The organism is Nonomuraea montanisoli (genome assembly GCF_013363975.1).
GTDB classification, from domain to species: Bacteria; Actinomycetota; Actinomycetes; order Streptosporangiales; family Streptosporangiaceae; genus Nonomuraea; species Nonomuraea montanisoli.
Genome location: NZ_JABWGN010000002.1, coordinates 272,810 through 285,258, shown reverse-complemented (window position 1 = coordinate 285,258; position 12,449 = coordinate 272,810). Strand labels below are relative to the sequence as shown.

At 68.2% G+C, this 12,449-nt stretch carries 14 protein-coding genes and 1 tRNA gene; 8 read left to right on the top strand and 7 right to left on the bottom strand.

Features of this window, described 5'->3' with window-relative positions; genetic code table 11:
• The first annotated feature begins 86 nt into the window (after positions 1 to 86).
• The 7 genes from HTZ77_RS04795 (at position 87) to HTZ77_RS04765 (ending at position 5,524) form a co-directional block, all read left to right on the top strand.
• The gene (locus HTZ77_RS04795; RefSeq protein ID WP_175588195.1) at positions 87 to 947 is read left to right on the top strand and encodes an FtsK/SpoIIIE domain-containing protein; all 861 of its coding nucleotides are present in this window, start codon (positions 87 to 89) and stop codon (positions 945 to 947) included.
• A gap of 85 nt (positions 948 to 1,032) precedes the next feature.
• On the top strand, positions 1,033 to 1,365 hold the full coding sequence (locus tag HTZ77_RS04790) for a hypothetical protein (RefSeq protein ID WP_205302085.1): 333 nt from the start codon (positions 1,033 to 1,035) through the stop codon (positions 1,363 to 1,365).
• A complete protein-coding gene (locus HTZ77_RS04785) occupies positions 1,362 to 1,844 on the top strand; it encodes a GIY-YIG nuclease family protein (RefSeq protein ID WP_175588194.1) in 483 nt (160 codons plus the stop codon). Before HTZ77_RS04790 ends, HTZ77_RS04785 begins: the two co-directional genes overlap by 4 nt.
• Positions 1,828 to 2,511 carry a hypothetical protein gene (locus HTZ77_RS04780; RefSeq protein WP_175588193.1) on the top strand — a complete coding sequence of 228 codons (684 nt, stop codon included), beginning with the start codon at positions 1,828 to 1,830 and terminating at the stop codon, positions 2,509 to 2,511. The genes HTZ77_RS04785 and HTZ77_RS04780 overlap by 17 nt, the downstream gene beginning before the upstream one ends.
• Positions 2,508 to 4,115, top strand: coding sequence for a replication initiator (locus tag HTZ77_RS47295; protein WP_205302084.1), 1,608 nt, complete (start codon positions 2,508 to 2,510; stop codon positions 4,113 to 4,115). Before HTZ77_RS04780 ends, HTZ77_RS47295 begins: the two co-directional genes overlap by 4 nt.
• Before the next feature lie 27 nt (positions 4,116 to 4,142).
• Positions 4,143 to 4,358 (top strand): helix-turn-helix domain-containing protein, encoded by a 216-nt coding sequence (locus tag HTZ77_RS04770; protein ID WP_175588192.1) that lies wholly within the window; start codon positions 4,143 to 4,145, stop codon positions 4,356 to 4,358.
• The gene (locus HTZ77_RS04765) at positions 4,358 to 5,524 is read left to right on the top strand and encodes a tyrosine-type recombinase/integrase (RefSeq protein WP_175588191.1); all 1,167 of its coding nucleotides are present in this window, start codon (positions 4,358 to 4,360) and stop codon (positions 5,522 to 5,524) included. Before HTZ77_RS04770 ends, HTZ77_RS04765 begins: the two co-directional genes overlap by 1 nt.
• Before the next feature lie 69 nt (positions 5,525 to 5,593).
• Here the strand turns inward: HTZ77_RS04765 and HTZ77_RS04760 are convergent.
• From HTZ77_RS04760 to HTZ77_RS04730, 7 genes are all read right to left on the bottom strand, one after another.
• Positions 5,594 to 5,668 (bottom strand) — tRNA-Val (locus HTZ77_RS04760).
• Between the two features lie 17 nt (positions 5,669 to 5,685).
• A complete protein-coding gene (locus HTZ77_RS04755) occupies positions 5,686 to 6,642 on the bottom strand; it encodes an ROK family protein (RefSeq protein WP_328808415.1) in 957 nt (318 codons plus the stop codon).
• A gap of 153 nt (positions 6,643 to 6,795) precedes the next feature.
• Positions 6,796 to 7,104 carry a hypothetical protein gene (locus tag HTZ77_RS04750; RefSeq protein ID WP_175588190.1) on the bottom strand — a complete coding sequence of 103 codons (309 nt, stop codon included), beginning with the start codon at positions 7,102 to 7,104 and terminating at the stop codon, positions 6,796 to 6,798.
• A gap of 11 nt (positions 7,105 to 7,115) precedes the next feature.
• The gene (locus HTZ77_RS04745) at positions 7,116 to 7,568 is read right to left on the bottom strand and encodes a peroxiredoxin (protein WP_328808414.1); all 453 of its coding nucleotides are present in this window, start codon (positions 7,566 to 7,568) and stop codon (positions 7,116 to 7,118) included.
• 39 nt (positions 7,569 to 7,607) lie between these two features.
• Positions 7,608 to 8,036 carry a DUF3052 domain-containing protein gene (locus HTZ77_RS04740; protein WP_175588188.1) on the bottom strand — a complete coding sequence of 143 codons (429 nt, stop codon included), beginning with the start codon at positions 8,034 to 8,036 and terminating at the stop codon, positions 7,608 to 7,610.
• Between the two features lie 116 nt (positions 8,037 to 8,152).
• Positions 8,153 to 8,560 (bottom strand): secondary thiamine-phosphate synthase enzyme YjbQ, encoded by a 408-nt coding sequence (locus HTZ77_RS04735; RefSeq protein WP_175588187.1) that lies wholly within the window; start codon positions 8,558 to 8,560, stop codon positions 8,153 to 8,155.
• Positions 8,561 to 8,569: 9 nt separating this feature from the next.
• Positions 8,570 to 8,752 (bottom strand): DUF1918 domain-containing protein, encoded by a 183-nt coding sequence (locus tag HTZ77_RS04730; protein WP_175588186.1) that lies wholly within the window; start codon positions 8,750 to 8,752, stop codon positions 8,570 to 8,572.
• An 821-nt stretch (positions 8,753 to 9,573) separates the two neighbouring features.
• Here HTZ77_RS04730 and aceE point away from each other — a divergent pair.
• Positions 9,574 to 12,321, top strand: coding sequence for a pyruvate dehydrogenase (acetyl-transferring), homodimeric type (gene aceE / locus HTZ77_RS04725; RefSeq protein ID WP_175588185.1), 2,748 nt, complete (start codon positions 9,574 to 9,576; stop codon positions 12,319 to 12,321).
• The last annotated feature ends 128 nt before the right edge of the window (positions 12,322 to 12,449 follow it).

Below are 12,449 nucleotides of genomic sequence, written 5' to 3'. Positions count from 1 at the left end.
CCCCTTCACAGCGATCCGTGCGGGCTCTGCCCCTGGTGGCACCCCGCACGGCATCTCAACACTCTCGCAGAAAGAGACCCACGATCATGACCATCATCGACGCACCCACCAGCGCGAGGGTGCCGATAGGGCCGATGCTGTCGATGCATGACCCGATCTTCATCGGGATCGACGAGATGCGTCAGCCGGTCTACCTGCCGCTCATCTACCGCAACATCCTCGCCGCCGGCGAACCGGGAGGCGGCAAGTCCGGCCTGGTCCAGTGCATCGGCTGCCACGCCGCTCTGTGCGACCGCACCCGGCTTGTCCTCCTCGACGGCAAGCAGGTCGAGCTCGGCATGCTCGCACCCGCCGCCGACAAGTTCGTCGGCCCCGACATCGACGAAGCCATCATCACCCTGCGCCGCCTCCAGCAGGTAATGAACAACCGCTACTCCTGGCTGTCGGCCCGCCGCCGACGCAAGATCGAGCAGTACGACGACGTCAACGTCATCGTCGTCATCATCGACGAGATCGCCTACTTCTCGGCCACCGTGGGCGACGAGCGCCAGCAGCGAGAGTTCATCTCCCTGCTTCGCGACCTGGTCGCACGGGGACGAGCCGCGGGAATCATCGTCGTCGCCGCCACCCAGCGACCCAGCGTCGACATCATCCCCAAGTCGATGCGCGACCTGTTCGGCTACCGCGCCGCCTTCCGCTGCACCTCGTCCGGCTCCAGCGACATCATCCTCGGCGACGGCTGGTCCAGCTCCGGCTACTGCGCCACCGACATCACGCCCACCAGTCAGGGCGTGTGCTACCTCATCGCCGAAGGCGGCACCCCTCACAAGATCAAGGTCGCCTACCTCACCGACAGCGACATCGCCCACATCGCCGACTACGCCGTCGCCATCCGCCGTAGCGGACGTCACGGCTCGCTTTTGCCCGCACACCAGCTCGCCGCCTGACAACCAAACAGGGGCCGGTGCACCTTCCACAGCTTCCCGGCCCCTGCACTCCACTACTCCACCGTCAAGCGAAGGACGTGGATCCATGCAGCGTACCTGCACCGTGCAGTCCGCCATGCCTGAACGCGACTGCACTGACAACCAAACCTTGACATCCAACAGCCCGCGACGGGTCGTCGAGAACGACCAATACGCGGCCTTCCTCCAGCGTGCCATCCGCGCCTACGGCCGCCGCATCGCCGCCGGTGATGTCGAAGCACTCGCCGACGCCGTCGACCTCATCGACGAGCTGGACGCCGCCATCGCGCACGCCGTCAACGGCCTCCGGGCGCAGGGCTACTCCTGGACCGACATCGCCCGCCCCTTAACCATCAGCCGCCAGGCCGCCCAGCAGCGCTGGGGCGGTGAGAACGCATGAGCACCGGCGGAACCGTCTACCTGCTCCACTTCGACCGGCCCTACAAGCACGCACGCCACTACATCGGCTGGACCTCCGGAGACCTGAGCCGCCGCCTGCGCCAGCACCGCAACGGCACCGGCGCCCGCCTGATGCAAGTCATCACCAAAGAAGGCATCGACTTCGTCGTGGCCCGCATCTGGGACGGCGGACGCAACCTCGAACGATCCCTCAAAAACCGAGGCGGAGCATCACGCTCCTGCCCGCTATGCGGCGTTGTCCCCCGCGTCACCGGCTGGGACCAGCCAGCCGACGAGCACACCACAACGGCAGACGACATCACGCCCCACGTCGTAGCTGCCACCTGCGCCTGCAACCGGATCATCCGCATCGCGGCATCCCTGCTCGCCAGCGCTTCCATCACGTGCAGCGAGTGCCACCAGCCCATCACCGCTCACCTTCACGACGCGCAGGGAGACCACCATGCACTCGTCGTCTAACCGAGCCCCACGCATCGAGTCCGCCGTCCAGATAGGCATCCTGCTCGTCATCGGCGGCATCGCCGGAGCGGTCTCCTTCACCCACGTCCACGACTGGACCATGCAACACGTCCCCGCCAACACCGGCGACTGGTTCGGCTGGGCCAACGCCATCATCTCCGAACTCACCCCCACCGCCGCCGGCCTGGAAATCCGCCGACGCAAGCGCGCCAGTGCCTCCGTGGTCTACCCGATGGTCGTCCTCATTATCGCCGCCGCACTGTCCATCGCTGCGCAACTGGCGGTCGCTGACCCAAGCCCAAGCGGATGGCTCCTCAACGCCGTTCCCGCGCTGGCCTTCCTCGCTCTCACCAAGTTCGCCTTGTCTGGCACGCCCACCAGCAAGACCACGCGCGAACACGTCACCGCTCCTGACGAGCGCACCACTCCAACGATCACCACCGTCACAGCGGAAGTCCCCCGCGTTGAGGCACCCGCGATCGAACCCGTCACCGCCATCCCCGACGAACTCCTCCAGGGCGCTCGCATGGCCGTCTTCGCCCATCGGCAACGCAGCGAAGACCCCATCACCCCGGCCATCCTCGCCGACCACCTCGGCATCGACACCGACATGGCCACGGCCGTACTCCACCACCTCGACGGCACCCACGACGGGGGCCGCCCATGACCACCAGCTCGTCGGCACCTTCGACGCTGGCTCTCGTCCCCGGGAAGAACGGGCAACAGCTCACCTTCCCGGGCACGGGGGCGAACACCGAACCCGGCCCCGCACGCACCCACAGTGGTGCAGCTGCTCTGTTCGCGCACGACAGCGCACTCACCCGCGCGGGCGACGGCTACTACACCTGGCTCGACCACATCTGGTCCGCCGCCGGATGCACCGCCCCCGTCCGCCTCCACGGCCAGGTCCACACCGTCGACACCCACACCGGCGCCATCCTGGCCACGGTGCCCACCTCGGAGCTGCCAGACGGCGTCATCTACAAAGCCTGCGGAAACCGCCGCGTCACCATCTGCCCCTCCTGCGCCGAGACCTACCGCCGCGACGCCTACCAGCTCGTCCGCTCCGGCCTGACCGGAGGCAAAGGCGTCGACGAGTCCGTCTCCACCCACCCGGCCGTCTTCGCCACCTTCACCGCTCCCGCCTTCGGCCCGGTCCACACCCGGCACGTCCGCACCCACACCTGCAAGGACAAGACCCGCTGCACCTGCCGGCCGGAACCCTGCCACGCCCGACGCACCATCGACACCTGCCCCCACGGCGTTCTGCAAGCCTGCTTCGCCCGCCACGGCCTGGCCGACGAGCGGATCGGGCAACCGCTGTGCCTGGACTGCTACGACCACGACCACCACGTCGTCTGGAACAACCAGGCCGGAGAGCTTTGGCGCCGCACCAAGCAGGCGATGGAACGCCACCTCAACCAGCTCGCCCGCCGTCGAGGACTGCCCCGCATCCGCATCGCCCATGGCAAAGCCGCTGAATACCAGCGACGCGGAGCCGTTCACTTCCACGTCCTGCTCCGCCTCGACGGCCTCGACCCTGATGACCCCACCGCGGTCGTTGCCCCACCGGACGGACCCACCGCGGACGACTTGGTCGACGCCGTCCAGCACGCCGCCACCGCAACCCGGTTCACTACCCCCGCACACGACGAGAACCCCGGCGGCTGGTCCATCGCCTGGGGTGACCAGCTCGACGTGCGCCCGCTGAGCCTCCGAGGCGACAACCCGGTCACCGACGCCATGGTCGCCGCCTACCTCGCCAAGTACGCCACCAAAGGCACCGAGGTCACCGGGCACGTCTCCCGCCGTCTGGACCACGCCTCCATCGAGCACCACGCCAACCGTGCCGGCACCCACACCGAACGACTCATCGCCGCATGCTGGGACCTCGGCCACCCCGACCATGAAGGCTTCGACGGCCTCCGCCGCTGGGCACACATGCTCGGCTTCGGCGGCCACTTCTTCACCAAAGCCCGCCGCTACTCCACCACCTTCGCCGCCCTACGCGCCGCACGCGTCCACTATCGCCGCACCCAAGACGCCGCACACGAGTACGCCCCCGACGCATTCGAGCGTCAAGCCGACCTTGACGACGAAACGACGCTCGTCATCAGTGAACTCACCTATGCCGGGAGCGGTTGGAAAACCACTGGAGACGCCCTCCTAGCCAACACGGCAGCGGCACAAGCCCGCGAATACACCCGAGCCGGACGCGAAGAACTCGCCTTCGAACAGGCATGCAGTTCGTCCACACCGCTCGCCGCCTGACCAACCCCAGATACGAACGGAGTACCCATGCCTACCAGCGGCAAGATCGTGCACTATCCCGGTCAAGCCCTCTACGACGTCAACGAAGCCGTCACCGTCCTGCGCCTGTCCCGTCGCTACCTCTACCAGGAGATCCGCGCGGGACGACTCCGTACCGTCAAAGCCGGACGTGCGCGCCGCGTGCCGGCCGACGCCATCGCCGAGTACATCAAGCTCCTGGAGCAGGAAGCGCAGGTCGCCTGATGCCCAAGCAACGCGCACACGGCGACGGTGGCTTGTACTGGAGCGAAGCCCGCCAACGCTGGATCGCCGAGATCACCATCGGCTACACCCCGGCAGGCCGACGCATCACCCGCAAAGCCGCCGGACGGACCAAGACTGAAGCCAAAGCCAAACTTAAGGAGGTCCTACGCGATCACGAGGATGGCCTTGCGATCGCACCAACCAACTACACCGTCGCCGACGCGGTGAATTACTGGCTGGCCAACGGCCTACCCGGACGCGAGCCTGCCACCGTCGAGATGTATCGAACCTACGTCAGGAAGCATCTCCTCCCCGAGCTGGGCAAACGCAAGCTCAGGGATCTCTCCGTCGAGGACGTCGATCAGTGGTTGCAGCGCAAGACGAGTGAGCTCAGCACTCGTTCCCTCAAGATCCTCCACAACGTCCTGAATCGTTCGGTCAAGAACGCCATGCGGCGCGACAAGGTCAAACGCAACGTGGTGGATCTGTGCGAGATCCCGGAAGGTCGAACCGGCCGCACTTCCAAGGCGCTCACGTTGGCTCAGGCCGAAGCCGTCCTGAAGGCGGCCGAGAACGCACAGCCTCGCATCCGGGCCTACATCGTGGTCTCTCTGCTTTCTGGAGCACGCACGGAGGAAGTGCGGGCGCTTCAGTGGAGTCATGTAGTCGCGTACGACGATGAGACACAAGCATGGCGATCAGTGGCCGGGATCGGTTGGGATCACAAGGAATTCGCCCTGTACGTCTGGCGATCGGTCCGCAAGAAGGGCGAGACCAAGACCCCGAAGTCCCGACGCAGCCTCGCTCTGCCCAAACGCTGCGTGGACGCCCTGAAGAACCTCAAGGAAGCTCAGAACGACGATCGCGAGCTGGTGTTCTCCACTCGGACCGGGACGAAGATGACTGCCCACAACACCCGCCGCGACTTCAGGAAGGTGCTCGACAGCGCCAAGCTCGCCGGCAAGGACTGGGCTCCCCGGGAGCTCCGGCACAGCTTCGTGTCCCTGCTCTCGGACCACGACATCCCGATCGAGGACATCTCACGCCTGGTCGGGCACTCCAACACGGTGGTCACGGAGACCGTCTACCGTCAGCAGATCCGGCCGGTCATCCAGGAAGGCGCGACTGCGATGGATCGCATCTTTCCCATGGCGGATGATGCGTAGCTACCCAGCATGTCACTCAGTTTGTCACTCACGCCCCGTTTCCTTGATCGGAGACGGGGCGTTTTTCACTGGTGGGCGGTACTGGGTTCGAACCAGTGACCCCTCGCTTGTAAGGCGAGTGCTCTACCGCTGAGCTAACCGCCCCTGATCGGCACTACACCTTACGACACCAACGGCTGGGATCGCACATCCAGAACCCAGCCCGGCCCCAGTTCGGGGCGGCCGGCGGCGCGCCAGCCAAGGAGCGAGGCCCCGAGCATGCCGGCGTCCACGCCCAGCGCCGCCGGGTGCAGGGGTGGCGCGGCGCGGAAGGCGAGGCGTTTGACGAGGCGGGTGCGGACCGGGTCGAAGAGCGCCGGGCCCGCCTCGGCCAGGCCGCCGCCCAGCACGATCATGGTGGGGTCCAGCAGCAGCGTGTACGTGGCCAGGGCAAGCGAGAGAGCCTCCACGGCCTCGTCCCAGACCTCGACGGCCACCGGGTCGTCCGAGGAGACCACCTGCTCGGCCCGCATCCCTTCCAGGCCTGAGCGCTGGCTGTAGCGCCTGCCGACCGAGGCGGCCGAGGCGTACGTCTCCAGGCAGCCGAACTGGCCGCACGCGCACTGCTCACCGTCCGGGAAGACCGGGATGTGCCCGATCTCGCCGCCCCAGCCCGAGGCGCCCCCGTACGGCTCGCCGTGCAGGATCATGGCGCCGGCGATGCCGGTGCCGATCGGCAGGAACAGGAAGTCCGAGACGCCGCGCCCCGCTCCCAGGACGCTCTCCGCGAGGCCGCCCGTGCGGACGTCGTGGCCGAGCAGGACGGGGACGTCCAGCGGCGTGAACGCGGTGGCCGGGACGTCGCTCCAGCCGAGGTTGGCGGCGTACAGGGCGGTGTCCTCCGAGACCAGCCCCGGAACGGCCAGGCCGACCCCTGCCGGGTTGCCGTCGCCCGAGCTCGCCAGGTGGCCGATGAAGTCGCGGATCGCCGTCACGACCGCCTCAGGCCCCTCCGAGACCGGAGTGGGGCGTCGCTCGCTCAACAGCACCGCGCCGGACTCGCTGACCAGGCCGCCCTTCATGGACGTGCCACCGACGTCGAGCGCTACGACGAACGAACTGCTCCTAGGTTCGGACACGGTAGGAGACGATAGCGCAGCTCAGTAAATGTCTGGAAAGGGGTCTCCGGGGCTTATTTGGCTCGCTGTCCGCTCTTGTCCAGCTTCCCAGAGTCCCGTCCCGGTCAGTCCAGAGTCCCGTCCCGGTCAGTCCAGAGTCCCGTCCCGGTCGGTTCAGGCTCGGCCGAGGACCCGGTTCAGGGCCGCCTCCACCTCCGCCGACAGCCCCGGCGGGGCTCCCGACCCCGCGAAGGCCCTCGCCCGGGCCATCCGCACCGCCCCGCAGGCCCGGCACTCCACCTCGCCCAGACGGCAGATGAGCGCCGTGGACCCGCACGTACGGCAGCAGTCGAGGTCGAGGTCGTGCAGGCGTTGGCAGTCAGGGCAGATGAGCACCTGGGACTCCCGGCGTACCCCGCGCTTCCACGGGCTGGCACCCTTGACGGGGTCGGTCTGCCGGGCCCCGCAGCGGTAGCAGGGCATGGTGTCCTCCGTTACGAGATGTCGGCGAGTGCCTTCACGTAGGCGGCGACGTCACGTGCGGTGCCGGCCGGGTTGACCACCGACCACCGGATCACGCCCTCACCGTCGATGATGAAGGTGCCACGCCGCGCGATGCCTTTCGCATCGTCGAAGACACCGTACGCCCGGGCGACCTGTCCATGTGGCCAGAAGTCGGAGAGCAGGGGAAAACCGTAACCCTCCTGGTCCGCCCAGGCACGGTGGGTGAACAGGGAGTCGACCGAGACGGTGAGGACCTGCGCGTCGGTGTCGAGATCGCGCAGGGCGGCCAGCTCGCTCCGGCAGACCCCGCTGAAGGCAAGCGGGTAGAAGACCAGCACGACCTTCCTGCCCCGGAAGCCGGACAGCCTCACAGGCGTGCCGTGCTGGTCCTGAAGCTCGAAGTCCGGAGCCACGGCGCCCACCGCGGCAGGATGTTGCGTCACGGGACTCATCCTGCCGTATCCGGCCGGCGCTGGTGCTCCCTAGCGTCGCCCCTTGGGCGAGACGAGCCTGGTCCCCGACCAGTCCGGGGCGGCGGAGATGCTGCTGGTCTGCGAGAGGCCCGCGGTCGCGGCGTCCTCCCCGATGTCGCTCGGCTCCACGTGGCCGTCGCGTCCGGCCTTGGGAGTCAGCAGCCAGATCTGGCCGCCCTCGGCGAGTGCTCGCATGGCGTCGCTCAGGACGTCGAACAGGTCCCCGTCACCGTCGCGCCACCACAGCAGCACCACGTCGACGACGTCGTCCGTGTCCTCGTCCAACAGCTCGTTGCCGGTCAGGTTCTCGATGGACTCGCGAAGCTTCTCGTCGACGTCCTCGTCCCAACCGATCTCCTGCACCACCTGACCCGGCTTGAGGCCGAGTCGTTCGGCCAGGCCGCGCTCGCCCTGCGCCTGACCCGCGGTCGCGCTCACGTTTATCCCTCCTGCTTGAGTGGCCCCGCTTGTGCGGTTATCGCTTCGGGACAGTCCACACGCTGTGACCCTCAGTCGTCAACGGTCGCCACGGGTACGGCCGTAGGCGGCCAGAATTAATTGGACAAAAATGACAGTCGTACCTGGCGTTGCGGGTTGTCGACATTGAGGTCGACGAGGGCGATCGACTGCCAAGTACCCAGCGCCAGCCGCCCGCCGACCACCGGGACGGTGGCGTACGGCGGGATGAGCGCCGGCATCACGTGAGACCTGCCGTGCCCGCGCGAACCGTGGGCGTGACGCCATCGGTCGTCGGCCGGCAGCAGCTCGCGCAGCGCGGCGAGCAGGTCGTCGTCGCTGCCCGAGCCCAGCTCGATCAGGACCACGCCGGCGGTCGCGTGCGGGACGAAGACATGCAGCAGGCCGTCCTCGCCCTGCTCGCGCACGAAGTCCGCGCACGCCGGCGTGATGTCGTGCACAGTCTCGCGCGCGCCTGTGGCCACGGAGATGATCTGGGATCTCACACGTGAATTCTACTGAGGCACGATGACCGCATCCGGGCCGGGAAACACCAGACCGGTGTGCCCGTCGTCGAACCGCACGATGTACGGGGGGCCGCCGTCGGCCCCGTGAACCTCGATGATGACTCCCCCGTGATCCATTTCTCCGACGACGTTCCCGTGCACAAGGAGCCGGTCGCCTACCGTCGCGTTCATATCTCCACATTCGTACGGTGGCCGCCAAACGAAAAGGGGGATGTCCGCCTCTCACCACGAGGTCAGGAAAAATCATGACCGAACCGTTACGCTGCCCGAACGCCGCGGCATGGCGCCCCCGCAGCGACACGCCCGGCCTTCCCCGCGCTTCTTCAGGATCTCCGCCACTCCCCCACTCCGCCACTCCCCCACTCCGCCACTCCGCCACTCCGCCACTCTTCCTGAGCGCACCCCCGTGTGCCTCCGCCGCCCTGCCGGGGTCCCGCGCGTTGACGGCCGGTCCCGCGCGTGGACGGCCGGGCGCGGGGCGAGGCACGGGGAGTCCAGGGGGCGACAGCGCGCGGCACGCGCGGGATCGCGAGGGGCGATCACGGGGACTGGGCGAGGAGCGGTGGTGCACCCCCTCCGGGGACGATCCTCCCGGGCACGATCCCGTCCAGGCGAGGGCGCACGTGCGAGACGTACAGGAGGTGCGAGCGGCGCGGGCGTCCCCCTCCGCGGTCGCCGCGCCGGCTCCGGCGGCTAGACTCGCGCGGCGTGCGGGCCGCCCCGCCCCCCGCGGGTGACGGTGTCCGTCCCCGGGGGGATACTCCACACATGAGGGCGAAATTTCACACGTTTTCCCGACTTGTTAAATTGGCCGCCCAATGTAACCTTGGCCCTTGATTCGTCCTACCATCGGTGGTCTAGGCCACCACTAGCCGCCCTGCCAGCAGGGACGTCCTGGTTACCGGCCAGTAGAGATGCACTTTCTACGGCGAGCGACCAGGATGGAAGGCGACCCAGACCAGACATCCGTCATCCTCGGAAGGCGAGACCCAGTGGCTTCCGGACGCCAGCGTTTCTCGATCATCAGCGACGGCCTACCCAGCCAGTTGCCTGATGTCGACCCCAGCGAGACCAACGAGTGGCTCGAGTCCCTCGACAACGTCGTCAAGACCGAGGGCCGCACGAGGGCCCGTTATCTCATGCTCCGCATGCTGGAGCGCGCCCGCGAGCACCAGGTCGGCGTGCCTGGCCTGCGCAGCACCGACTACATCAACACGATCCCGCCGGAGCGCGAGCCGTGGTTCCCGGGTGACGAGCACGTCGAGCGCCGCATCCGCGCCTACATCCGCTGGAACGCCGCGATCATGGTGTCCCGCGCCAACGCGCGGACCAACGTCGGCGGCCACATCGCCACCTACGCCTCCGCCGCGTCCCTCTACGAGGTGGGTTTCAACCACTTCTTCCGCGGCAAGGACCACGGCGAGTCCGGCGACCAGGTCTTCTTCCAGGGCCACGCCGCGCCCGGCATCTACGCCCGCGCCTTCCTTGAGGGCCGCCTCAACGAGTCCCAGCTCGACGCGTTCCGGCAGGAGCTCTCGCACGGCTTCCACGGCCTGCCCTCCTACCCGCACCCGCGCCTGATGCCGGACTTCTGGGAGTTCCCCACGGTGTCGATGGGTCTGGGCCCGATCGGCGCGATCTACCAGGCGCGGTTCAACCGCTACCTGCTCAACCGGCAGATCAAGGACACCAGCCGCAGCCACGTCTGGGCGTTCCTCGGCGACGGCGAGATGGACGAGCCCGAGTCGCTCGGCGCCATCGGCGTGGCGGCCCGTGAGGAGCTCGACAACCTCACCTTCGTCATCAACTGCAACCTGCAGCGCCTCGACGGCCCGGTACGCGGCAACGGCAAGATCATCCAGGAGCTGGAGTCCTACTTCCGCGGCGCCGGCTGGAACGTCATCAAGGTCGTCTGGGGCCGCGACTGGGACCCGCTGCTGGCCGCCGACGTCGACGGCGTGCTGGTCAACCAGATGAACACCACCCCCGACGGCCAGTTCCAGACCTACTCGGTCGAGTCGGGCGCCTACATCCGCGAGAACTTCTTCAGCGGCGACCCGCGCCTGCGCAAGATGGTCGAGCACCTGACCGACGACGACATCCGCAAGCTGTCACGCGGCGGCCACGACTACCGCAAGGTCTACGCCGCGTTCAAGGCGGCCCGCGAGCACGTCGGCCAGCCGACCGTCATCCTCGCCCAGACCATCAAGGGCTGGACCCTCGGCAAGGACTTCGAGGCGCGCAACGCCACCCACCAGATGAAGAAGCTCACCAAGGCCGAGCTGAAGGAGTTCCGCGACCGGCTCTACCTGCCGATCCCGGACTCGGCCCTGGAGGGCGACCTGCCCCCGTACTTCCACCCGGGCGAGAACGACCCCGAGATCGAGTACATGAAGGAGCGCCGCGCGGCGCTGGGCGGCGTGCTGCCCAAGCGCGTCGTGCGGGCCAAGCCCGTCAAGCTGCCCGGCGACGACGTCTACAAGACGTTCGGCAAGGGCTCGGGCAAGCAGCAGGTGGCCACCACCATGGCGTTCGTGCGCCTGCTGAAGGACCTCATGCGCGACAAGGAGATCGGCCACCGGTTCGTGCCGATCATCCCCGACGAGGCGCGCACGTTCGGTCTCGACGCGATGTTCCCCACCGCGAAGATCTACTCGCCGCACGGCCAGACGTACGAGGCCGTCGACCGCGAGCTGCTGCTGTCGTACAAGGAGGCCGTGCAGGGCCAGATCCTGCACGAGGGCATCAGCGAGTCGGGCTCGATGGCGTCGGCGATCGCCGCCGGCACGGCGTACGCCACGCACGGCGAGCACATGATCCCGATCTACATCTTCTACTCGATGTTCGGCTGGCAGCGCACCGGCGACCAGATGTGGCAGCTCGGCGACCAGATGGGCCGCGGCTTCCTGCTCGGCGCCACGGCCGGCCGCACGACGCTGAACGGCGAGGGCCTCCAGCACGAGGACGGCCACACGCCGCTCATCGCCTCGACCAACCCGGCCGCGATCTCGTACGACCCGTCGTGGGCGTTCGAGGTGGCGCACATCGTCAAGGACGGCCTGCGCCGCATGTACGGCGAGCAGCCCGAGGACGTCTTCTACTACCTGACCGTCTACAACGAGCCCTACCTCCAGCCGGCCGAGCCGGCCGGGATCGACGTGGACGGCCTGCTCAAGGGCCTGTACAAGTTCGCCGACGGCCCGCAGACGCAGGGCCCGAAGGCCAACATCCTCGCCTCCGGCGTGGCGGGCCCGTGGGCCGTGGAGGCGCAGCGGATGCTGGCCGAGGACTGGGGCGTGTCGGCCGCCGTCTGGTCGGCCACCTCGTGGAGCGAGCTGCGCCGCGACGGGCTCGCCTGCGACGAGCACAACCTGCTCAACCCGGAGGCCGAGCCGCGCGTGCCGTACGTGACCCAGGCGCTGTCGCAGGCGCAGGGCCCGTTCGTGGGCGTCAGCGACTACATGAAGGCCGTGCAGGACCAGATCGCCCAGTGGGTCCCGGGTGACTGGTCGTCGCTCGGCACCGACGGGTTCGGCCTGTCCGACACCCGCTCGGCGCTGCGCCGCCACTTCCACGTCGACGCGGCGTCGATCACGCTGGCCGTGCTCACGAGCCTGGTCAAGCGCGGCGAGCTCGACGGCGAGGTGCTGCGCGAGGCGATCGCCCGCTACCACCTCAAGAACGGCGTGACCGAGGCCGGCGGCGCCGAGAGCAACGACACGCAGTCGATGGGCGTCTGACCCGGCGCGCACGACCACGACAGGCGGGGTGAGGCGACGCGTTCCGGAAGGGCGCGGCGCCTCACACCGTTCCTGGTGGAGTCTCACGTATTGTGGGCACTACTTCCCCCTGAGAGTCGAGGGGGAGC